19 protein-coding genes and 1 pseudogene are annotated in these 21,195 nt (G+C 59.3%); 9 read left to right on the top strand and 11 right to left on the bottom strand.

The genetic code is table 11. The features are described from left to right. Positions 1–6: 6 nt before the first annotated feature. Complete coding sequence (locus C484_RS01470) at positions 7–972, bottom strand: D-2-hydroxyacid dehydrogenase (protein ID WP_006824206.1); 966 nt, start codon at positions 970–972, stop codon at positions 7–9. Between the two features lie 62 nt (positions 973–1,034). Then, positions 1,035–1,229 (bottom strand): hypothetical protein, encoded by a 195-nt coding sequence (locus C484_RS01465; protein WP_006824205.1) that lies wholly within the window; start codon positions 1,227–1,229, stop codon positions 1,035–1,037. Between the two features lie 103 nt (positions 1,230–1,332). Here C484_RS01465 and C484_RS01460 point away from each other — a divergent pair, with 103 nt between their 5' ends. From C484_RS01460 to C484_RS01445, 4 genes are all read left to right on the top strand, one after another. Beyond that, a complete protein-coding gene (locus C484_RS01460) occupies positions 1,333–2,349 on the top strand; it encodes a TRAP transporter substrate-binding protein (protein WP_006824204.1) in 1,017 nt (338 codons plus the stop codon). Positions 2,350–2,490: 141 nt separating this feature from the next. After that, complete coding sequence (locus C484_RS01455; RefSeq protein WP_006824203.1) at positions 2,491–3,039, top strand: TRAP transporter small permease subunit; 549 nt, start codon at positions 2,491–2,493, stop codon at positions 3,037–3,039. After that, positions 3,036–4,337, top strand: coding sequence for a TRAP transporter large permease (locus C484_RS01450; RefSeq protein ID WP_006824202.1), 1,302 nt, complete (start codon positions 3,036–3,038; stop codon positions 4,335–4,337). Before C484_RS01455 ends, C484_RS01450 begins: the two co-directional genes overlap by 4 nt. Before the next feature lie 174 nt (positions 4,338–4,511). Then, complete coding sequence (locus C484_RS01445) at positions 4,512–5,261, top strand: sugar phosphate isomerase/epimerase family protein (RefSeq protein WP_006824201.1); 750 nt, start codon at positions 4,512–4,514, stop codon at positions 5,259–5,261. A 159-nt stretch (positions 5,262–5,420) separates the two neighbouring features. On the opposite strand, the gene C484_RS01440 is transcribed toward C484_RS01445, so the two are convergent. Then, positions 5,421–7,181, bottom strand: a complete 1,761-nt coding sequence (locus C484_RS01440) for a hypothetical protein (protein ID WP_006824200.1) — start codon at positions 7,179–7,181, stop codon at positions 5,421–5,423. A gap of 481 nt (positions 7,182–7,662) precedes the next feature. On the opposite strand from C484_RS01440, the gene folP reads away from it, so the two are divergent. The 5 genes and pseudogenes from folP to C484_RS01415 form a co-directional block, all read left to right on the top strand. Next, positions 7,663–8,505: a dihydropteroate synthase gene (gene folP, locus C484_RS01435; protein WP_049914960.1), complete on the top strand. Its 843-nt coding sequence runs from the start codon at positions 7,663–7,665 to the stop codon at positions 8,503–8,505. A 404-nt stretch (positions 8,506–8,909) separates the two neighbouring features. Next, positions 8,910–9,950, top strand: coding sequence for a daunorubicin resistance protein DrrA family ABC transporter ATP-binding protein (locus C484_RS01430; RefSeq protein WP_006824198.1), 1,041 nt, complete (start codon positions 8,910–8,912; stop codon positions 9,948–9,950). Continuing rightward, on the top strand, positions 9,947–10,717 hold the full coding sequence (locus C484_RS01425; RefSeq protein ID WP_006824197.1) for an ABC transporter permease: 771 nt from the start codon (positions 9,947–9,949) through the stop codon (positions 10,715–10,717). Before C484_RS01430 ends, C484_RS01425 begins: the two co-directional genes overlap by 4 nt. 194 nt (positions 10,718–10,911) lie before the next feature. Continuing rightward, entirely contained in the window at positions 10,912–11,550 is a 639-nt protein-coding gene (locus C484_RS01420) for a hypothetical protein (RefSeq protein ID WP_006824196.1), read from the top strand. Between the two features lie 2 nt (positions 11,551–11,552). Then, a pseudogene (locus C484_RS01415) lies at positions 11,553–12,176 on the top strand (DUF1616 domain-containing protein); the annotation flags it as partial. A gap of 44 nt (positions 12,177–12,220) precedes the next feature. Here the strand turns inward: C484_RS01415 and C484_RS24755 are convergent. From C484_RS24755 to C484_RS01375, 8 genes are all read right to left on the bottom strand, one after another. Continuing rightward, positions 12,221–12,790 carry a DUF4350 domain-containing protein gene (locus C484_RS24755; RefSeq protein ID WP_338041825.1) on the bottom strand — a complete coding sequence of 190 codons (570 nt, stop codon included), beginning with the start codon at positions 12,788–12,790 and terminating at the stop codon, positions 12,221–12,223. Positions 12,791–12,906: 116 nt separating this feature from the next. After that, complete coding sequence (locus tag C484_RS01405; RefSeq protein WP_006824193.1) at positions 12,907–13,212, bottom strand: hypothetical protein; 306 nt, start codon at positions 13,210–13,212, stop codon at positions 12,907–12,909. A 627-nt stretch (positions 13,213–13,839) separates the two neighbouring features. Continuing rightward, positions 13,840–15,018, bottom strand: a complete 1,179-nt coding sequence (locus C484_RS01400) for an ABC transporter substrate-binding protein (protein WP_049914958.1) — start codon at positions 15,016–15,018, stop codon at positions 13,840–13,842. Between the two features lies 1 nt (position 15,019). After that, on the bottom strand, positions 15,020–16,183 hold the full coding sequence (locus C484_RS01395; RefSeq protein ID WP_049914957.1) for an ABC transporter substrate-binding protein: 1,164 nt from the start codon (positions 16,181–16,183) through the stop codon (positions 15,020–15,022). A gap of 62 nt (positions 16,184–16,245) precedes the next feature. Beyond that, positions 16,246–17,253 (bottom strand): HEAT repeat domain-containing protein, encoded by a 1,008-nt coding sequence (locus tag C484_RS01390; RefSeq protein ID WP_006824190.1) that lies wholly within the window; start codon positions 17,251–17,253, stop codon positions 16,246–16,248. 531 nt (positions 17,254–17,784) lie between these two features. Next, a complete protein-coding gene (locus C484_RS01385) occupies positions 17,785–18,939 on the bottom strand; it encodes a cobalamin-independent methionine synthase II family protein (protein ID WP_006824189.1) in 1,155 nt (384 codons plus the stop codon). A gap of 288 nt (positions 18,940–19,227) precedes the next feature. Continuing rightward, the gene (locus C484_RS01380; RefSeq protein WP_006824188.1) at positions 19,228–19,653 is read right to left on the bottom strand and encodes a hypothetical protein; all 426 of its coding nucleotides are present in this window, start codon (positions 19,651–19,653) and stop codon (positions 19,228–19,230) included. A gap of 3 nt (positions 19,654–19,656) precedes the next feature. Beyond that, positions 19,657–21,183, bottom strand: a complete 1,527-nt coding sequence (locus C484_RS01375; RefSeq protein WP_006824187.1) for an aldehyde dehydrogenase family protein — start codon at positions 21,181–21,183, stop codon at positions 19,657–19,659. Positions 21,184–21,195: the final 12 nt, after the last annotated feature.

The following is a 21,195-nucleotide window of genomic DNA, read 5'->3' as shown; positions in this document are numbered from 1 at the left end:
CGGTCCTCAGACGATCTGATTTTCGAACTCGTCGGTCTCGCCGCGCACGTACCGGTCGTAGTTCGATACGAAGATGTCCGCACAGCGATCGAGATAGTTCGGCGTCGACCCCGCCATGTGCGGCGTGATGATGACGTTCGAGAGGTCCCACAACGGCGAGTCCGCCGGCAGCGGCTCCCGGCGTTGCACGTCGAGTGCGGCACCGCCGATCCTCCCCTTCTGGAGGGCGGAGATGAGCGCCGGTTCGTCGATGACCTCGCCTCGGGCCACGTTTAGCACCACGCCGTGCTGGGGCATCGACTCGAACTCGCGAGCGCTCAGCAAGTTTCGAGTCCCGTCAGTGAGCGGGCAGGCCAGCGCCACGTAATCGGAGCGTGCGAGGAGCGCGTGCAACTCGTCCGGTCCGAACATCTCGTCGATAGCGTCGTGACCGCGATCCGGCGACTGCCGGAGGCCGAGGGTCGTCATCTCGAACGCCGACCCGAGTTCGGCGATGCGACTGCCGATTTCGCCGACGCCGACGACGCCGAGCGTTCCCTCGGCGAGTTCGCCGCCGCCGAAGTGACGCCACTCCCGCCGCGCCTGTTGGCGAAAGCCCTGTCGGAGGTTTCGCTCGAACTGCAGCATGTACCCGAAAACTTGCTCCGCAGCGGGATTTGCGTGGACGCCGGAGGCGTTCGTCAGGCGAATGTTCCGGTCGCGGAGCCGTTCGATGTCGTAGTGATCGACGCCGGCGCTAAGCGCCTGGATCCAGCGTATCGACGCCGCCTCGGCGAGGAGTTCATCTGGGAGCGCCCGCGTGATGACGATCTCCGTGTCTTCGTCCTGCAGCGCTCGTTTCGACTCCTCGTAACTGTAGGCCTTCGTGAGCGGGATCTCCGGATTTCGATCATGGACCGCGGCCGCGAGTTCGTCGACGGATCCCTGGTGTGGGGCTTCGTGCATCACGAGGGTAGTCGCTGTTTCGGCCATACAATGTGCTGTGATACCGGTCAGCAAAAACCTGCCGGCAGGGAGGGAATGACTGTCAGTGGCTACTGCAGGTCGTCGATGCTGTCGATTCCCTCCATCGATGGCTGCGTTCGCTGGAGGTCTCGTTCGAAGGCGCTCCGATCGGTGGCACGGACCAGACCGAGTTCGGCGTCGGTTCCGAGAGCGAAGTCGGCGTCGATCGAGCGGCGTTCCCGGTCGGCAACTGTCGGCATGACGACGACCAGTGCGTGAGCCACGATCGGGCTATAACGAGACCGACACGAACCGTTTTCGACGGTCTAGTTGCTCCTCGTGAGAAGCAACCAAAGTATTAACACGACCGATCGTGACCACCTTCGTATGGCTCATGGGAGCGATTACCATAGCAGACGGACTGTTCTCAAACGGACCGCCGTCGGTGCGAGCGGACTCGGTCTGACGGCGGTCGTGGGCTGTCTGGGCGGCGGCAGCGGAGGCAACGAGATCACGATCGCGAGCACCTACGAACCCGGTCACGTCGTCGTCGACGCGGCCGAGGAGTTCAAGTCGATCGTCGAGGCGGAAAGCGACGACGAACTCGAGGTGACTGTATCCGAGGGCGGAGCCTACGGCGGTGAGGAGGAAATTTCCGACCTCTGTCGGGAGGGGACGGTCGAGGCGCACGCCGACTCGCGGTGGCCGTACATGATGTACGCCGAGGACTACTCGTTCGTCAACATCCCCATCGTCTTCGAGGACTACGAGCATCTGACGCGGGTGACCGAACACGAGGACTTCCAACCCGCACACGAGGAGATGCGCTCGGACGGCAACCAGTTCATGATGGGCGAGTGGATCTACCGCGGTCTCAGACACTTCACGTCGAACGAGCCGGTTCGTGAGCCGAGCGACGTCGACGGTATCGAGTTGCGCCTCCCCGAAATCGACGAGTGGGTCGACATCTGGAGCGAAATCGGTGCCAACCCGACACCGGTCTCACTGGACGAACTGTACAGCGGCCTCCAGACCGGTGTCGTCGAGGCGTCCGAGGGCGACGTTCCGCAGATCCATTCGTTTAACCTCCAAGAGGTTCAGGACTACCTCAGCCTCACCGGCCACCACGTCCAGGTCGGTGCCCTGTACATGAACGACGAGTTCTATCAGGGACTCGACGACGCGCATCAAGAACTCGTCGACGAGGCATCGGTGGAGGCGACACAGCAGATTTCCGCCGATGCGCGGGAAAACGAAGAGACGCTGTTTCAGGAACTCGAGGACGCCGGCATGGAAATTATCGAGGATGTCGATCAGGATGCGTTCCGGAACGCCGCTGAGCCCGTCGTTGAGGAGATGTTCGGAGATTGGGCCGGCGAGTGGGACGATTGGCGACAGATCTGACGGTTCGTTTCCCGTGAGCGATTCCGGTGGCGGCTCTCGTCTCACCGCCCCAACCGCGCCTCGGCCACTGGTGCGACCGGCGATACAGTGCGTGACGTGACCCCGTACTTTCATAATATATGGTATGGTAACACGTGGTGTATGGAGATCGATCAGCGCCTCGGATTGAAACAGGATACGCTGTACGATACGCTCGTTCTTTACGCGGGTGGACTCATCTTCGCGACGACCATCCTCATGGCAACATTGCAGGTCGCCATTCGACTTCTGAACTTGCCACTGGACTGGTACTGGACGGAACCGGTCGGTCGGTTCGCGTTGATCGTCGGGACGTACTTCGGCGCGGCGATCGCCTCTCGCAACAACGAAAACATCAAGCTGGAATTCCTGCTCGATCGCGTCGGGAAGCGGTATCCGCGGGTCAAGTACGCCGCCGACGTGTTCGTCCTCCTCGTGGTCGTGTCGACGCTCGCGGTCGTCGTCTACCACCTCGTCCTCGGCGGGATCAGCAACCTGGATACCCAAATCGTCGGCCTCTCGTGGGCAACGCTCGGCATGATGTTTCTGCTGATCGCCGGCGGGCTCGGGCTGATGCTCGTCAACGAGTCGATCAAACTGTGGCACCTCGTCAGCGATGAGGTCCGCGGGACGACCATCTGGAAGCGCCTTCGGGAGGTCCGATCGGAATGAACGACCTCTTGCTCCTCGCAATCCTGTTTCTGGGGCCGCTGTTTCTCCTGTACGGCCTCGGCGTTCCGGTCGCCATCGCGATGCTCTCGACGAGCATCGTCGTCATGCTCGTCCCCGGCGTCGGCACCGGATTCGACCCGGGATTGATCAACAGCCGCCTCTTCAACGGGGTCAACAGTTTCGTCCTGCTCGCGATTCCGTTTTACGTCTTGCTTGGGCGGTTGATGAACGCGACCGGTATGACCAGAGATATTTTCGACGTCGCAAACGCTGCGGTTCGACAATTCCGCGGCGGCATCGCGTACGTCAACGTCGTCGCGAGCATCCTCTTTTCGGGGATGTCCGGGCTCGCACTAGCGGACGCAGCCGGTCTCGGCCGCGTCGAGTACAGCGCGATGCGCGACTACGGCTACGAACGAGACATCTCACTCGGCGTTACGGGCTCCTCGGCGCTTATCGGGCCGATCATCCCGCCGAGCGTTCCCGTCATCCTCTATGCCGTCCTCGCGGAGGAGTCGATCGGTCAGTTATTCCTCGGCGGCATCCTCCCCGGAATTCTCCTCGGACTCATGTTGCTCGCGTTTGTCTTTCTCATCGTCCGCAAACGCGGCTACGACAGCGGTGAGCCGTTCAGTCTCCGCTATCTCGTTCGAACGCTCAAATCATCCGTCATCGCGCTCTTCATCCCCGTTATCATCATCGGCGGCCTCCTCGGCGGCTGGTTTACCGCGACGGAGGCCGGCGCGGTCGCCGTCATGTACGTTATTGCCTACGGCTTCCTCTCCGGACAACTGAACGTCGGCAACCTCGCCGACGAAATCTCGGACGCGACCGTCGAAACCTTCTCGCTGACGTTCATCATCGCCTCTGCGACCGTCTACGGACTCGTCGCCCTGCAACTCGGCCTCCCGACGCTGATGGCCGAAGAGATCACCGCACTGACCGAGAACCCGACGCTGATCCTCGTCCTGTTCGTCCTCATGTTTCTTATCATCGGCACGTTCATGAGCGTCACCGCGTCGATTACGATCCTCACGCCGATTCTGATCCCCATCGTCGAACTCGTCGGCATCGATCCCGTCCACTTCGGCATCGTCATGATCCTCGCGCTGATGGTCGGCACGCTCACCCCGCCGTTCGGCGCACTCCTGTTCGTCCTCGAGAAAGTGACCGACGCTTCCCTCGAACAGGTCATCCGCTCCGTGATCCCGTTCTACATCCCAATCCTGCTGGCACTCGTCATCCTGATCTTCGTTCCTGAACTCGTCACGTACGTTCCCTATACCGTGATGGGGTAGCGGTCTCAGGAATTTTCGCGCGTCTTCTCCACCTTCTCGGGTGTACTCCCCGGCACCGAGATGTTGACGTCACCCGTGCGAGACGACGGTCTCGCTCCCGGATCGAGCTGCCAACCGGAGACCGATCGTTCCGAACGAAACTACTTTCATCATCATTGTCGTATTCGACGATCAATGGTCAAAACCGCAATTCAGCTATACACGCTCCGCGAACTCGACGAATCGCTTCCATCGCTGTTGCGCCGCGTCGGCCAAACGAGCTTCGACGGCGTCGAGTTCGCCGGCGCGGACGACCCCACACCGGAAACGGCTACAGTCCTTGCGGACACTGGCCTGACCGCCGCTGGGGCTCACATCGGCATCGAATCACTTGAGGGTGATCTCGACGCCGTCGTCTCGGATTACGCGGTGCTCGGAAGCGATCGGCTCACCGTTCCGTATCTGGACGCGGAACACTTCTCGACGGCGGACGCGGTTCGAGAGACCGGAACCCGACTCGAAACGCTCGCCGACAGGCTCGAGACGCGGGGCTTCGAACTCGGCTACCACAATCACGATCACGAGTTCGTCACGGTCGCGGGACAGGGCCGCGCGGACAACGGTCGAAGCGCCTTCGAACGCTTGATCGAGCACACCGACGAGTCACTCTCGATTGAACTCGACGTGGGGTGGGCGGTCGCCGCGGGGTACGACCCGGTCGCGTTGCTCGAGCGCCTTGCGGGACGTGTTCCGCTCGTTCATATCAAGGACGTCGCCGACGGACGGCCGGTCGAACTCGGCGAGGGGGAGGTCGACCTCGAAGCGTGCGTGACGGCCGCCTGCGACGCTGGGGCCGAATGGATAATCTACGAGCACGACGAGCCCGCGGATCCTGTCGCCTCGCTCGAACGCGGTGCGGAAGTGCTCGAATCGCTGCGTCCCTGATACGGTCTGCCGTGCCGATTTCCCGGCACGATCCGGACAGTCGCGGGTGCGCCGGAACTGACTGACGGCTGCTGTACGAGTCGTCGCTGGGCCGAGGTTACCACCGGGTCCGATCGTCCCGTAAACCGGGTGGAAACGCAGGGACCGTTGTGGCCCGGCTCAGGGGGAGAGCGAAAGCGTCTTCGAACCGGTTGTGGAGTTCCCGTCATCCAGGTAGTAGTCGATCGTCAACGCGACCGTTTCACCGACCATGTCTACGGGGGAACCGTCGTTTTCGAACTGGTAGAGATTTAGTTCGCCTGTCGACCCTGGCGAGAACACGGCCCACCGGCGGTCGCTGTCGTCGTGTCCGTCGTTTCGCAGGTCGATCGAGCCGGGAAGCGAAAGGCCGTTGTTGATATCGGCGGCGCTGTCCTGAATGTCGGCGTCGACGTACAGTTCGCTTTGCCACATTCCCTCTTCCATCGAGTGATCCGAGAGTTCACCGATGGCTGCGTTCGCCGGCTCGATCGTCACGTCGGTGATGTTCAGTTTCGAGTCGAAGTTGTTCGTGACGCTGAGTTGCAGTCCGGACCGTTCGTTGTGCGAGTCAACCGGCGCGTTGACGGCGGTCACGTCGTCGTTGTACTCGAAGTCCGGCGTTCCACCACCGCCTCCACCGCCGTTCCCAGTACGCGGCGCGCCGATGTCCGCGGCCGGTTCCTCGGGACCGAACGCGTTGTTCGATTCGTACATGTTCGTCCACGAGGAGACACCCGTCTGGGTGTACGCGTACTGATCGCCGCCGGTGGTTCCGGCCGGCGGTTTCTCCTTGTGTTGGAACCAGTTGTTGTCGATATCGCACCGATCGTCGGGCGCTTCCCGTATCTTGATGTACTCCTGCGGGCCGCCATCGCGATACTCGTCCGGCTCGCCCTCTACTTCGTTCGCGTACCGGAACGTGTTGTGGTGAATGGAAATCGTGCTCCCCGCCACGTTGCGATCGCCGCGATTCGTCGCCCAGTTGTGCATATCGAAGGCGTGGCTCACCGTCCTGTCGTCGACGATGTTGTACCGGGCCTCGTAGCCGTTTTCCGGGTTTCCGAACCCGTCGATACAGTGACGATTGAGGTCGAAGTAACAGTACTCGATCAGGTGTTGGTCGCCGTTCAGCAGGTCCACGCCGTATCCGAGGTGTTCCATCGCGTTCGTGTGGATCGAACAGTGGTGGACGTGCGTCCCGGTCGGGCAACTCGTGCCGCCGTTCGCGTTCGCGCCGAGACGAACCGCACCGCTCGTCCACCCCCAGAGGTGGCAGTTGTCGATCTCGACGGTCCTGCTCGATTCGGTGTTGTACACGAAGATTCCGGCGGACTCTTTCTCGGTGTATCCCGGTTCGTCCGGATCTTCCGGCGGATCGAAGTAACCGCCGGGGAACGGGCCGCGAAGCTGTATCCCCGTGACGCGAACGCCCGTTTCGTAGGAACACCGGAACAGCGATTCGCCGTTCATGCCGCTATCGACGTGCAAGAGCGCCCCCTGTGAGCCGTCGATTCCGCGCCCGCTTGCCAGGGTTACGCCCGAGGGAATCTCGATGTTCGACTCCCCGGTCATATCGATCGTCGCACCGCTGTCGACCCAGACCACATCGCCTGCACTCGCGTTCTGCAACGCGGTTTTCAGTCCGGAGCCGGTGCCGACCGTCGTCGTCGCATCGTTTTCGGTAACATCAGTGGAGTACGCCGCCCCACCGCCGATTTCCGAGTCGGCTGGTGATGGATCGGCCGTCGAAACCGCGCCAGCGGACCCGGTATCGGTATACTCGTCTACCGCTGTGAGCGTCCCGACACCGACGGTCGCAACGGCACCCAGGCGGAGGTATCCACGCCGCGAGACGGTACTTCGAGCTGACTTCTCGGGATGGCGGTCTTCCGATGCCATGGATGATCGCAATACAATCTCGAACTTCACAGTTTCTGTTCCATTGAAAGTAAAATATTTACGTGGTTTATATATTTTGTATAGCGGACACAACGGTGAGAATATGGCCATTCGTTTCGCCTCTCGTATACTGTGAACACCGAAGTCACTCGTCATCCCGGACCGAGACCGTTTTCGACAACCGGTATCTACTCCGAGGCAGAGACGAGTTCACGCCGCTGCTCTCGAAGCAATCGCCTGTGACGGGACGGATCGTCGCAGCGAAGCGCCGACCGGCACACGGCGCAAGCGGTCATCGACAGCTGAACTCGTACTGGAGAAGGAGGGCGAATGCCGCGAGTGAGCCGTCGGTTGAACGCTTCTCTCAATAATAGTACTACCAGCGATATGAATATGGGACTGACAATTTTGTTGTTATCGCGACGGATACGAGCGAATCCACCGCACTTATCCACGTCAATCATCGAGGGACAGTATCGACATGACTTCGACGCAGGCAGTGGGTCGGACGCCCAAAACGCAGGTGATGGGTATTCTGAACGTAACGCCGGATTCGTTCTCCGATGGAGGCAACTATACTGCGGTTTCGGACGCGATCGCACGCGCCCGAGAAATCGACGAAGCGGGAGCAGCTATCATCGACATCGGTGGCGAAAGCACTCGTCCTGGTGCCGATCCTGTTTCGATTGACGAGGAACTCTCGCGCGTCGTTCCCGTCGTCGAGCGGATTGCCGACGATCCCGATATCGAGGCGATGATCTCCGTCGATACGTACAAACCGGCGGTCGCCGAGGCGGTCCTCGACGCCGGTGCCGACATCATCAACGACCAGAACGGACTCGATGATCCCGATATGCGATCACTCGTCGCGTCCCGGGATTGTGCGGTCATTCTCATGGATGCGGTCAATATCCCCGTCGAGCCCGAGTTCACCCCAACCGCCGCCGATATCGTTGCTGCGGTTTGCGAGCGGCTGGAGGAACGCGTCGAACGTGCTCGGAACGCTGGTGTTTCCGACGATCAGTTCGTTCTCGATCCCGGTGTCGGGTTCGCGACGGGCCCGGGTGACGATCTCGAACTCATCGCTCGAACCGACGAGTTCAGCGCGCTCGGCTATCCGGTTCTCGTTGGCGCGTCACGCAAGTCGTTCACGAAAGAGATCGTCGATCAGCCGCCACAGGAGCGGGTTGCACCGAGTCTCGCTGCTCACCTCGTCGCTGCGAAACACGGTGCTGATATTGTTCGCGTTCACGATGTCGCGGAAACAGTGTCCGCCCTCCGCACGGCGGAAGCACTGTGGGAGCATCGACCTCGCACTCGCTGAGCCGATATGATGTGTTTGAAACGCGGTAAGTGGCCCAACCACTAACGAGTCGTTCACTTCTTCACTTTTTCACTTCAGCCGAACTCGTCGGGGCTCGCCGGAACTCGGTTTCTTCCCATCCGCACCTGTCGACGTGTGCTGGTCGGATGTTGTTTCCACCGATTTTCACAGGAAAACAGGACGAATACCTCGGCCTGCGCCGCCTGTAGATCATCTTCTCTCTCTCTTTGCGCACTACGGGGGCAACTTTCCTCTAAACTCTCCAATGGATACTTANCCTCGGCCTGCGCCGCCTGTAGATCATCTTCTCTCTCTCTTTGCGCACTACGGGGGCAACTTTCCTCTAAACTCTCCAATGGATACTTATGTATTGAACGGCTAATTAGGAGTACTAACATACTATCATGGTTGCGATACAGGTCGATGGCTTGTCCAAGACGTTCGGGGAGACGACTGCGGTCGACGACCTCTCCTTTCGCGTCGAAGACGGTGAACTGTTCGGGTTGCTCGGTCCGAACGGCGCAGGGAAGTCGACGCTCATCAACATGCTTGTCACCCTCCTTCGTCCGTCATCGGGGACCGCAACCGTCAACGGCCACGATATCATCGAAGAGACCGCGGCCGTTCGCAACAGCCTCGGGATCGTCTTTCAGGAACCGGCGTTGGACGAGGAGCTGACCGGTGAGGAGAACCTGACGTTCCACGCACAACTGTATGGACAGCACAAGGCCGACCGCGACGAGCGCATCGACGAGGTGTTTGAACTCGTCGGCCTGGAGGCGGAACGCGACGACCCCGTCGGATCTTACTCTGGGGGGATGAAACGCCGTCTCGAAATCGGACGCGGACTGTTGCACGAACCGTCGGTACTCTTCCTCGACGAGCCGACGGTCGGACTCGACGCGCGGACGCGGAGAGACACGTGGGAGTACATCCAGCGAATGAACGACGAGGCTGGGGTTTCCATCGTCCTGACGTCCCACTATATCGAAGAAGCGGAACAGCTCTGTGACCGCGTCGCCATCGTCGATGACGGTGAAATCGCGGCCATCGATACGCCCGCCGCTCTCAAGGACTCGCTCGGTGGTGATGTCGTGATCTTGGAGGTCGACGGATCACTGTCATCGTTTTGCAGTCGATTGGATGCCTGTCCGTGGGTCATGGAGTACACCACCAGTCCAACTCAGGTACGGATCACGGTAGAGCACGGCGAGACTCGCATTGCCGATCTCGTTCGACTGGCCGATGAGACCGGTGTTGCGATCGCGTCCGTCGATATTCACAAACCGAACCTCGAAACCGTCTTTCTTTCGCTGACCGGTGCAACGATTGCGGAACGCGAGTCGAACTCGTCCGGTGATGCGAACGATAGCGCTCTTGAGGGTATTCACCCGTCTACGACGGCTGATCGACACGCGTCGACGACACCGGAGGATGACGAATGAACCTCATCGACCCGCGTAGCATTTATGCGCTCTGGCGACGCGATGTCACGCGATTCGTACGGACACCCTCTCGAATCATTGGGTCCATCTCGATGCCGCTTTTGTTCCTCGTGTTTTTGGGATTCGGCTTTAGCGATGCCGCTATTCCCGGGTTGCCGGCGGATGTCGACTATCTCCAGTATCTCGTCCCTGGAATGGTGGGGTTTACGATGCTATTTGGCTCGTCGTTCGCCGGGCTTTCGATCCTCTCCGATCAGGACGTTGGCTTCCTGAAGGAGATTCTGGTCGCCCCTGTGAGTCGCACGTCCATCGTTCTCGGACGGATCGCCGGTGGATCCACGACGGCTCTCGTACAGGCGGTGCTCATTCTCGTCCTGTCGGTTCCACTCGGATTTCGATTCGACAGTTTACTCTTGTTGCCGCTCGCGGCGGTTTTTCTCGTGCTCATCGCGGTGACGTTCGTCGGATTCGGGGTGGCGCTCGCCTCGCAGTTTAGCGATAGTGAGGGATTCGGACTGATCATCCAGTTCGTCATCTTTCCACTCTTCTTCCTTTCGGGCGCGCTCTACCCGGTCGAGAGCCTTCCGGACCCGATTCGAATACTCGCGTTCATGAATCCGCTGACCTATGGTGTCGACGGATTGCGAGCGGTGTTAGTCGGCTCCGCAGCGTATCCGCTTTTCCTCGATTTCGGCGCACTCGTCGTTTCGTCGGTGCTGATGGTCGCCATCGGAACGTATCTCTTCGAACGCGTCGAAGCAGTCTGAGTTACGTCTTATCCGTTTGGTGCCGCGTATCGCTCAACCGGTAGTCACGACCCGCTTACGACCTGACCTTCCGCCGGTATTCAGACCATAGTATCCACACGTGTCGTTGTACGAGACTGTTTCGTCGTCCCACTGATAATCACTATCGAAAACGAAAACAATAGCTTTTAGGTATCAGCGTAGAGGATACGGGCGTGAGTCGTCTCGATACGCGCATTCTCCTCTGTGGCTTTCTCGTGATCGGGTTCACAATCGGTCCCTCCAGCCTTACTGGAGCAACGATCACCGGTCACGCAGACGCACAGACGGCCTCGATAGGACCCGCCTCGCAGGCACAGTTTGCACAGATCGAGGCCGACAGTGCGGATAACGACACGGTCCGCCACGAAAACCCCGACGAGTACAGGGAGTCCGGAAACCCGGCGACACTCGAAACGTGGCTGATGGATCGGATGGTCGAAAACATCGACGAAAGCGCCGTCCAACTCGAGGACGGAAACTACGACCGCGCCGGCCGATACGTCGGGGACGACTACGATGCGTACCTCGACGTTGCCGCCCAAACGGAGGGCGAGGACCACGCCGAACTGTTCGAGGCCATACGCGAAGACCAAACTCGGGTCACCGATGCGGCACAACGGTATCAGGAGCTCAGAGACGAGTACGAGCGAGCACGAGACGCCGGTGACGAGGCTCGCGCTCGCGAACTCGCACGTGAACTCGACAGCGTCGCAACCACTGCGACCGAGACGGGGACGCAGTTGCGCGACCAGTACGACGAACTCGAGGAGTCGACCGACGCGACCCTCTCGGAGTCAGAGCGCTCGCGCTGAGTGTGTCGGTCGTGTCGCTGGTCGGGCTGGTCTTGTACTTCGGCTTGGGAACGGTGGCCGCCCAACCGCTCGTCGGTACGCTCAGTGCGATTACGCTCGTCGCGACGCTTATTGGGGCCAAGCGACGGCACGCGCTCCCTCCAGCCGAGCGTTTTCAGCCCCCCGTCGAACGGTGGATCGCTGCCGTTCGCGCCCCAGCATCCGCCGCGGAATCGCGGCCCGCCGCGGCGATCCACATCTCCGTTGCGATCGTCCTCCTTCTGGCCGTAAGCAGCATCGGGTACGCCGTCGTGGGTCCCCAAACGGGCGAGCAGTTCTCGGAAGTGTCCATCCTCACGGAGACGAACGACGGCGAACTCGTCGCCGGTAACTACCCGACGACGTTCGATGATGGAGAGAGTCATGAACTCGTATTCACCGTCGAGAACCGGGAGCGACGGACCGTCGGCTACACCGTGGTCGTCATCGAACAAGCCGTCGAGAACGACTCGGTCGCCGAACAGCGCGAACTGAAGCGGTTCGAAACGGAACTCGAACACGGGCGGACGTGGAACCACGCTCACGACGTACAGCCGACCGTGTCCGGGGAGACCGTTCGTCTCGCCTGGCTCGTCTATCTCGACGGAGACGTGCCTGAATCGCCATCGCTCGAGAACGCCGACTATTCGACTCATCGGTGGGTCGAGGTGTCGGCTCCGGCGGAACCCGAGGAAGGGGACGGAGGGTTTCCGGTATCGCCACCATCACCCTCGAGAGACGCGATACTGCTCGTCGTGACGAGTTCGGTCGTCTCGTTTGATCCGGGATTCACTGCCGTTCCGTGGTTCAACGTCAACTGCTCGACGTCGGCGGTTATCGAATGGTTCGCGACGCCGGTCGCGATCGGCATCTTCGGGCCGCGATAGTAGTGTTGTTCGTCGCGAAGCAGCCGTCCATCGACCCGAGCGTCGGCGTCGACGGCTTCAAGCAGGGCGTTCCCCTCGGCTCCAACGTTTTCGAAGACGACGAGCGTTCCGCCCTCGTCGACGAACGACCGAACTCGCTTTGCGTCCGCGCCGGTGTACGGCTCGTCAGGTGCGATGACGATCGCAACCGTTTCGTCCGGATCTTCCGTCTCGTACGAGTTCGTGTCGCGAACCAATTCGCTCTCTACATCGGGATCGGATTCGAGGTGGTTTCGGAGGTCTGCCGTCCCGTTCCATGAGGGGTTGAACGGATCGAACGCCGCCGTCGATGTCACGGCGGCTAGCAGCAGCGTGCCGCCTACCGCGACTCCGAGGGCCCACGCAAGGAGCGTCAGCCACTCGAACCGTCGATCGAACACTGCTGGTCCGGATGTCGATCGCCCAGCATCGTTCACCACGGTATCACCTCCGGCGGCAGAACTTCGACGAACCGGTAACCGACGGCGAGGATGAAGGCGACGAAACCGATGAGAACGACCCACATCAGTCGTCGTCTCCACCGGGGCCGGACAGTGACCGGCGCAGTCAGTTCGACGATGAGCAGAAGCCCGAGTAGCGACCCGACAAAGAACAATTCGTACGAGAACAGGCTAACGGCCGACAGGGCGATGACGAGTGCCAGCATCCACGCGAGCTGTCCGCGAACGAACTGTAGTCGACGGTGTGCCACTGGTACTTCGAACTGATAGCGCATCATATCTAAACCTATGGGTCGTCACTCCGGTAACAGCGTCCTATCATCGTCGGACCGCTGGGGAACCTCCCGATACAGGCGTCGCCTACGAGTGCCGACGAACCACCACTGAAATCACCAGCTACCGTCCAGTATCCACTAGGTATTACCACTGGACCAAACCGGTGTTCGCTCTGATGGCCTCGAATTCGACGGCCAGTCTACTGTCTCCGCGTCGGTTGTTTTACGCCCGAATTTATAACATATGATAATTGTATTTCTATTTTTGTAATGGTGTGCGAGTACGGCTACAGCGGAGTCACTCCACGAAGTAATCACGGCTACTATCGCACACCACGGTATCGCGCCGGATTCTTACCGCGATTTTGACGGACTCTTTCCTACTGATTTTCCCTCAGAAGACCGGTTTGTGGCGAAAGACACCGCTCTCAAACGACCGCGGCCGCGAGCTGACTCACTCCAACACCCGACAATTACACGCACTGAACTCGTCGAACGACTAGTGCTGGCGTTCACGACATTTACGGTAGTACGTATGTAAATATCTGAGCGGCAGAACGAACCTGAATCGGCTGTAACCGGCGATCTCGATAGCGATCGCGGTCACACCCGGCCGTTCCCACAGATCGGTTATGTATCACCCGTAATGATGTCTGCAACCCGCTGGCGATCGAAGAGTTGTTCGTCGTCCGGGATTTCGGGATACGCTCCCGCTTCGTAGGTTGGCCAGTCTCCAAACTGGTCGGGATACAGCTGTTTCGCCGTCATCTCTATCTGAAAGAGATTCAGAATCGGCCCCTGGTAGCGCGCGCCCTGTGCATACACGCGGTTGTTCTCGACTGCAGCGAGTTCTTGGCCAACTGCGTGCTCGCGCAGTTCAGTTCGTAACGTCGCCATATCCGTATCCGGAACCATCCCGCCGAGTGTGAAGATCACGTCGGGGTCAGCGTCCAACATCGCTTCCATATCCACCTGGTCGCCGGAGCCGATGGACGCATCGAACGCGTCCAACGGATCGAACGGCCGCAGATGTGCGGTTAGAAATCCGGGCGCATCGGTGGTATAGACGTAGGGGCTCTCGATTTCGCTCAGTCCAATCAGCGCGACGGTCGGACGGGCCCCATCCGATGGAAGACCCGCCTCGATCGTGTCGAGCAATTCCCGCCGTATCGTTGCCAGTTCCCGATACCGCGCTTGCTCCTGGAAGGCTTCGGCGACGATTTCGAACTGCTCCCACAATCCGTAATACTGGTAGCCGTCCGCCCACTCTCCAGCCGGTTCTTGATGACGATCGCTAAGCGAATTTCCGAACCACGGCGCGATGTTCGCGGCAATCTCGTCGACGTCGTCACGAGTCCAGCTACTGAGTTGCGTGATCCCCGCAACATCAGCGAGGTGGATATCACTGTCCAGTTCGTACAACGTCTCCTTGTCGGGCTCCCACGAGGAGTACAGTCCCGTCCAATCGAGTGACACACCCGGAAGGCGCTCGACGAACTGATTCCACAGTGCATCGTAATACTCGGGCGAGTGCATCGCGTTAACGGTATTCCCATGCCCGAGTGCAAACGCCATTCCAGCATGGTGTGTCAACCGAGTGAAAACGGTTTCCGGCGGTGAGTCGAAGGAAACTTCTCCCACAGGCGATATTTCGACGGTATAGCCCGTCTCTCCTGCCCCCTCCGATTGGACCGGCCCACTATTGAGGCACCCGGCGAGTACCCCAGCCCCAACGACTGCACCGCCATATCTCATGACATCTCGTCGCGTCGACTGTCTCGTCGTTTCCGGATCACTATCGGCCGTCATGTTAGAACTCCCCGTTGATGATAGCCGAAACACGCTGTCGGTCGAAGAGTTCTGTCTCGTCGGTTACGTCACCGAACTCGTCGGGATAGAGTTGTTTTGCAGCGCGCTCCGTCAGAAACAGGTTGTGAATCGGTCCCTGATGTAGATATCCACCACGATATACTCGGCCGTTCTGGACGGCTGTGAGTTCGCTTCCGACGGGGTGGTCCTCCATGTAAGCGAGGACAGTGTCGCGAAACGCTGTCGGCGATTTTTGCTCGTGACCTCGAATGAGAATTACGTCCGGATCGACCTCCAGAAGGTTCTCGTAGTCGAGTTTACCGCGGTTCGTCGTACTGAGGTTCTCGATAGCCGTCCCGGCAAGCGCGTCCGCAACGCCGAGATCGCGCCACTGTTTCTTGCTCGTCCCTGCGTCGGTGAGTCGATACGGGGAAAACGTCGTGGGCTCCTCCATGCCCGCGAAGGTAAGAAGCACGTCGGGACGGTCCTCGACGGGTGGGAGACGAGAGCGAATCGAAGCGATGAACTCGTCGTGGAGTGTTGCAAACGCTTCGAATCGCTCCTCGCGTTGGAACACACGGGCGATCATTTCGAAGGCTTCATAGAGCGTGTAATACCGGTAGTCGTGCCACGAATCGGATCGGCGAAAGATCAGATTGCCGAAGAACGGAGCAACGTTCGAAGCGATTTCCTCGACATCCGAACCGTTCCACCCGTACCAGTTAATTAGCATCTCCGGATCGTACAGATGGATATCTGCGTTGAGTTCGTAGAACTCTTCTTTCGTCCGAACTTCCGGATGTGATTCGATGATACTTCGATCGATATCGACGCCTGGAACGTCATCGTAGACGGACGTGTAATACCGGTCCGCACCACCGAGACCACGTAGCCCATCGGCTTTCCCGAGGGCAACGGCCATATCTGCATACCCGCCGTCGTAGGCGACAAACCGATCCGGTACCCGATCGAAGGTGACGTCGCCAACCGGTTCCATCGAAACGGTGTACGAGTCCGTCGAATCAGTTGAATCGCTCGACCCGTCCCCCATGTTTCCCGTTCCGCCGGTACAGCCGGCGAGAACCCCGCCGACCGCAACTGTCCCACCGTACATCACGTACTCCCGCCGCGTCGGCCCCTCACATGCCGCGTTGATGCTTGACATACTATTTAGGCTAACCTAAAATATAATAACTGCTTCGTTTTTGGCCTGCCTAAACATCTGGCTCAATATGGCGTCCCGCAGCGCGGGCACATCGGCGGCCCACTCTCGGGAAGTGAACACCCACACTGAGTACATTCACCGTCAGGTGCCGCGATTGCGTCGGCAATTTCATCCACCTGATCGCGGATCGATTCGAGTGAGGCGATCCCGTCACCGGAGTCGACTGAACTCTCGCTCTCGAGACGAGCAAGCGCAAACCGTGTGCGATCGGTCACAAACGGTTCGTCACTCGCCGACCCGACGGTGACAAGCCGTTCCTCTGGAACTATCGACGTGTCCGAAGTAGCACCCGCGAGCAACCCAAGTGCTTCGGCCGCACGTCCACAGACGTACGGACACTCGTCGTCGAGACGGGAACCGAGTTCGCCGACACTGTCGGACAGTGCAGCGGGTTGCTCACAGCCGACTGCCACAATCGCCGTGCTAAGGTAATAGCGGACGAGTTCGTCCTCGGCATCGAGATGGGCTGCGAGATCCGAAATCCAGTAGCACAATCGACGGGGGTTGCCGAGTGCGACGTAGGCGAGCGCTTTCGCCAGTTTTTCTTTTACCTCCGGCTCGTCGAACGAGAGGCCAGTCCGGAGATCTGCGAGCAGGTCCGGTGTTGTGGCTTTCTCGGGATACTCGACTGCAACGTACCCAAGTGTCTCGGCCAAGCGCGCCCGGACGTAGTAGAACTCTGACTTGTCAGCGAGTCGAGCAGCTAGTGCGTCGGCAGTATCGACCATTGCGTCGGGTCTCGTCTTCGATAGGGAAACGAATAGCTTCGCGGTCGTCAGTCGAACCGATCGTTCTTCAGCAGTGAGAAATGGGAGCAGTTCGGGAACGAACGGAGTGAGTACAGCCGGCTGCTCGACTGCGATCGATTGCAACGCTCGAAGGAGTTCTTTCTGTGTGTCGGCATTTGCCTCGCGGTACCCCTCGAGTCGATCACAAACCTGCTCGCGGCTACTCCCTCGAAGTTGTTGGATCAGTTCGTCACTTGGTGGTTGGTCAAGGAATTCATCCATTGTCAATCGATACGTGTTACAAACACGTACAGAGTAACACAGGAAAAACGTTCTGACAGTTCGGCTGAAGCAGCAATCGTGACCGCTTCAGGAAATCCTCGTAGTTGTCCGCAATCAACCGCGACCCCGTGGATATCTCCGGTTTCGAGTTCGTCGTTCGATGGTGTCGTTCGATTTTAATTGGTTCATCTTCACGACCGGTGTCGATCACGATTATCCTTTCATCTAGTATTTTCGTGATCTGGTATTTCGAACCCAATTTCCGTCTGTGGAGGCGGATACCATAACGACGACTGACTCGTTCTACTGTCCGCGACGTCCAACTGAACTCGCATTCGTGGGTAGTATCTATAGACGGCAACTGCCGCTATGATCGCCTTCAAATGATCTTGTGACTATTGACGAAGCGAACGGGCAAGACAGTACCTCTGAAGGAATGTGAGTAAAGACGAATGCGTCTTATTGCCTCGGTGTAAATACGTGTACTTCGAACTATTACGAATCATAAATACTGAATGATATAGGCTTCTGTCAGTAGATACGTTCGGTCGCGATCTCGGCACCTTCGACGAGCGCCTCGAGTTTCGCCCACGCGATTTCGGGGTGGACCATGCCGAGTCCAGCCTGCGTCCCAAAGCCGCAATCGGGTGCGGCGACCAGCGGCGTCTCGTCGTCGACCGCATCGGCGGCGCGTTCGAGACGGTCCGCGATCGTCTCAGGGTGGTCGATGATGTTCGTCTTCACATCGACAACACCTGGTAGCAGCGTCCAACCGTCTGGAAGTGGATGTTCCGCAAATGCACGGTACTCGTGCTGGTGGCGAGGGTTTGCCTGTTCGATACTTAGTCCCGTAATGTCGGCATCGTAGATTTCTGGAAGGAGGTCAACGAGATCCGTATCGAGATGGTGTGGGCCCTCGTAGCTTCCCCAGCAGGTGTGAAGGCGAACCTGCTCGGCAGGGACGTTCTCCAATGCCTTGTTGAGCGCCTCGACGTGAAGGCGAGTAGCGTCCCTGATTTCTTCGAGGGATTCGTCCGCATAGGCCGACGTTTGGCCGATGGTGAGCAGTTCGGGTGCGTCGAGTTGAAGGGTCATTCCGGTCTCGGCAATCAGTTCGTACTCCTTTTGCATCGCATCCGCGACGGCGAAAAGGAACTCCTCGTACGAGTCATAATACTCGTCGACGTGTGTGGTTGCGACGATACTCGGCGATGCCGAGGTTACGAACGTTCCATCGAAGTCGGTGTCAGCGGCTTCGAGCGCGTCGCGGAATCCGTCGAGTTCAGCTTCGGCCTCCTTGTGGCCGGTATACTCGACGGGACCGGTGACGACAGGCTGCATCGCGAGGTCGATGATATCAGTCTCGAACGTCTCCTCGGCGTACTCCGGAAACGCTTGCAGGTCGGCCCAGAGATCCTGCTCGCGCGTGCCGTCAATGCCACTGAGTCGGTCCGCGACATACCAGTTGAACGAGACTCGCGGCTGTTCGCCGTTATTGACGACATCGAGGCCGACCTCGGCCTGTCGTTCGAGGACAGCATTCGTGGCGGCTGCGACGGTTGTGGTCCACTCGTCTTCGTCGATGTCTTCCCCGTCCTGGTGGGCTTTAAGCAGTTCCAGCAGTTCTGGCGGCCGCGGGAGACTACCGATATGAGTCGTGTGGATCCGATCTGTGGTCTTCGTCATTGTACTCACTAGAGTAATAATTCCATCTAATAATATAACTGTTGGTATTACTCTATCGACGGAACGCGTGGCGGCTGCGCTGAACCGATGGTGCTGAAGGAACCGCAGATTGTCGTTCCGTCACTGCTGGCACAACATCGTGCAGTTTGCTCAAAACGATGGCCAGTGGTACACCCGTTCGCCGGGTTCGAGCCAGTTCTCCGTCAGCGGGAGCATACTCCTACCGATTCGAGTACGTACATGTCGGGTTATACGCTCGATTGAACTCGAGGATTCAGCCGACCGGTATTAGTTCCCGTCTCCCAATGAAACCGGCACGCGATCTCCGATACCGGGAAGGGATAGTTCGGGGATCGTGCACGTCCGTACCTCCCCGGACGGATGGAGTGCGACGGCGATCGATCCGGCCTCGTGCATTTGAGCGAACGTTCGGACGAGTTCAGTGTCGTCGAATCCGTCGGGGGCGTCGACGTTGACTCGATCGATCAGCTGATCGCTCTGGAGTTGCACCCAGCCCGCAAGCGCGAGTTCGACCTTCGTTCCGATCGGCCCGTCGAACTGCGCTCCGATAGCCGAGTTCCCAACGACGAGTTGATGCAAGCGCTCGTGGGCTCCCGACGGGACGACGTAAACACTGCCGTCAGGTGCAACGGTGAGATGACGGGCGTGCTCGCCGTCCCATTCGGGAAATGGGACCGAGACCGGATCACGCATCGCCTACTCCAACGCGACGTTGATGGTTTTCGTCTGCGTATAGTGGTCGGCGAGCGCTTCGTACCCGATCTCACGACCGATACCGGACTCTTTGTAGCCGCCGAAGGGTTGCCCGGCTGGGAAGGAGTTGTACTGGTTCACCCATATCGTCCCGGCTTCGATGTCTTTTGCCGTCCGATAGGCTTTCGTGAGGTCGTTAGTGAGGATCCCGGCTGCGAGTCCGTAATCGACGTCGTTCGCCAGTTCGATCATCTTCTCGTAGTCAGTCCACTCGAAGACTTCTTGGACTGGACCGAAGATTTCCTCCTGGACGGCACGATTGTCGTGGTCGATGTTGTCGATCAGCGTCGGCGAAACGAAGCTTCCCTCTTCGAGTGCTTCGTCGTCCGGCACGTCTCCACCGGTGATGAAATCGGCACCGGCGTCGCGCGCTTCCTGGATGTACTCGAGCGTGTTTTGGGCTTGTTCTTCGGTCACCTTCGGTCCCAGGGTTGTCTCTTCGAGGAGCGGATCGTCGACAACGAGATCCTCCGCGGTGGACGCCAAGGCGTCGAGGAACTCGTCTTTAATGTCGCTGTGGATGAACAGCCGCGAACCCGCGGAACAGCACTCACCCGTGTTGTAGAAGATGGCTGTTATCGTCGTGTTGACCGCCTTGTCGAGATCAGCATCGGGATAGATGACCAACGGGCTCTTCCCGCCGAGTTCGAGTGTGATGTCGTGGACGTTCTCGGCGGCCTGTGCCATTACCTGCTTGCCGATTTCGGTCGAGCCGGTGAACGCGAGCTTTCGAATATCCGGATGCGTAGCCAGCGGTTCGCCGGCCTCGGGACCGAACCCGGTGACGACGTTTACAACTCCGTCGGGGAGCACGTCATCGACTTCATCCATGAGTTTGAGGATCGTCAACGGTGTCTCTTCGGCCGGCTTGAGCACGGAGCAGTTTCCGGCGGCGAGTGCTGGGCCGAGCTTCCACGCCGCCATCAACAGCGGGAAGTTCCACGGGATGATTTGGCCGACGACGCCGTACGGTTCAGAAATCGTTTGGACGTGTTGGCTATCACCGCCGCTCGGGATCGTCTCACCGCCGTTGACGCGGACCGCGCCGGCGAAATAGCGGAAGTGGTCGGCGACTAGCTCCATATCGACCCTGGACTCGCTGATCGGCTTCCCGTTATCGAGCGTTTCGAGAAGGGCAAACTCCTCTTTATTTTCCTCGACTCTGTCCGCGATTTCTTCGAGAACGCGCTGCCGGTCCGCCGCTGTGTAGTCCGACCACGTTTCGTCGTAGGCGGTCCACGCCGCCTCGACCGCTCGATCGATATCCTCGTGATTCCCCGCTTGGATAGTCGCGAGCGAGTCGCCGGTCGTCGGGTCACGGGTTTCGAACGTTTCTCCCGACGAACTCGTTGTCCATTCGCCGCCGATATAGAGCTTCAGGTTCGGCGGAACGACATCCGCTGCGGTCTCCTGATGGCGTTGTTCGATGTTGCCCTTTCGATCGCTGACTGGCTGAGATTCAGTAGACATTCCATGTGAACA

The sequence above is a fragment of the Natrialba taiwanensis DSM 12281 genome, from assembly GCF_000337595.1.
GTDB lineage: Archaea > Halobacteriota > Halobacteria > Halobacteriales > Natrialbaceae > Natrialba > Natrialba taiwanensis.
Note: the sequence above shows the minus strand (reverse complement) of the source record. Positions and strands in the feature narration are given on the sequence as shown.

Coding starts and splice junctions, on each gene's coding strand:
- C484_RS01470 (WP_006824206.1), bottom strand. CDS start 972: ATGGCCGAAACAGCGACTACCCTCGTGATGCACGAAGCCCCACACCAG.
- C484_RS01460 (WP_006824204.1), top strand. CDS start 1,333: ATGGCTCATGGGAGCGATTACCATAGCAGACGGACTGTTCTCAAACGG.
- C484_RS01455 (WP_006824203.1), top strand. CDS start 2,491: ATGGAGATCGATCAGCGCCTCGGATTGAAACAGGATACGCTGTACGAT.
- C484_RS01450 (WP_006824202.1), top strand. CDS start 3,036: ATGAACGACCTCTTGCTCCTCGCAATCCTGTTTCTGGGGCCGCTGTTT.
- C484_RS01445 (WP_006824201.1), top strand. CDS start 4,512: ATGGTCAAAACCGCAATTCAGCTATACACGCTCCGCGAACTCGACGAA.
- C484_RS01440 (WP_006824200.1), bottom strand. CDS start 7,181: ATGGCATCGGAAGACCGCCATCCCGAGAAGTCAGCTCGAAGTACCGTC.
- folP (WP_049914960.1), top strand. CDS start 7,663: ATGACTTCGACGCAGGCAGTGGGTCGGACGCCCAAAACGCAGGTGATG.
- C484_RS01430 (WP_006824198.1), top strand. CDS start 8,910: ATGGTTGCGATACAGGTCGATGGCTTGTCCAAGACGTTCGGGGAGACG.
- C484_RS01425 (WP_006824197.1), top strand. CDS start 9,947: ATGAACCTCATCGACCCGCGTAGCATTTATGCGCTCTGGCGACGCGAT.
- C484_RS01405 (WP_006824193.1), bottom strand. CDS start 13,212: ATGATGCGCTATCAGTTCGAAGTACCAGTGGCACACCGTCGACTACAG.
- C484_RS01400 (WP_049914958.1), bottom strand. CDS start 15,018: ATGACGGCCGATAGTGATCCGGAAACGACGAGACAGTCGACGCGACGA.
- C484_RS01395 (WP_049914957.1), bottom strand. CDS start 16,183: ATGTCAAGCATCAACGCGGCATGTGAGGGGCCGACGCGGCGGGAGTAC.
- C484_RS01390 (WP_006824190.1), bottom strand. CDS start 17,253: ATGGATGAATTCCTTGACCAACCACCAAGTGACGAACTGATCCAACAA.
- C484_RS01385 (WP_006824189.1), bottom strand. CDS start 18,939: ATGACGAAGACCACAGATCGGATCCACACGACTCATATCGGTAGTCTC.
- C484_RS01380 (WP_006824188.1), bottom strand. CDS start 19,653: ATGCGTGATCCGGTCTCGGTCCCATTTCCCGAATGGGACGGCGAGCAC.
- C484_RS01375 (WP_006824187.1), bottom strand. CDS start 21,183: ATGTCTACTGAATCTCAGCCAGTCAGCGATCGAAAGGGCAACATCGAA.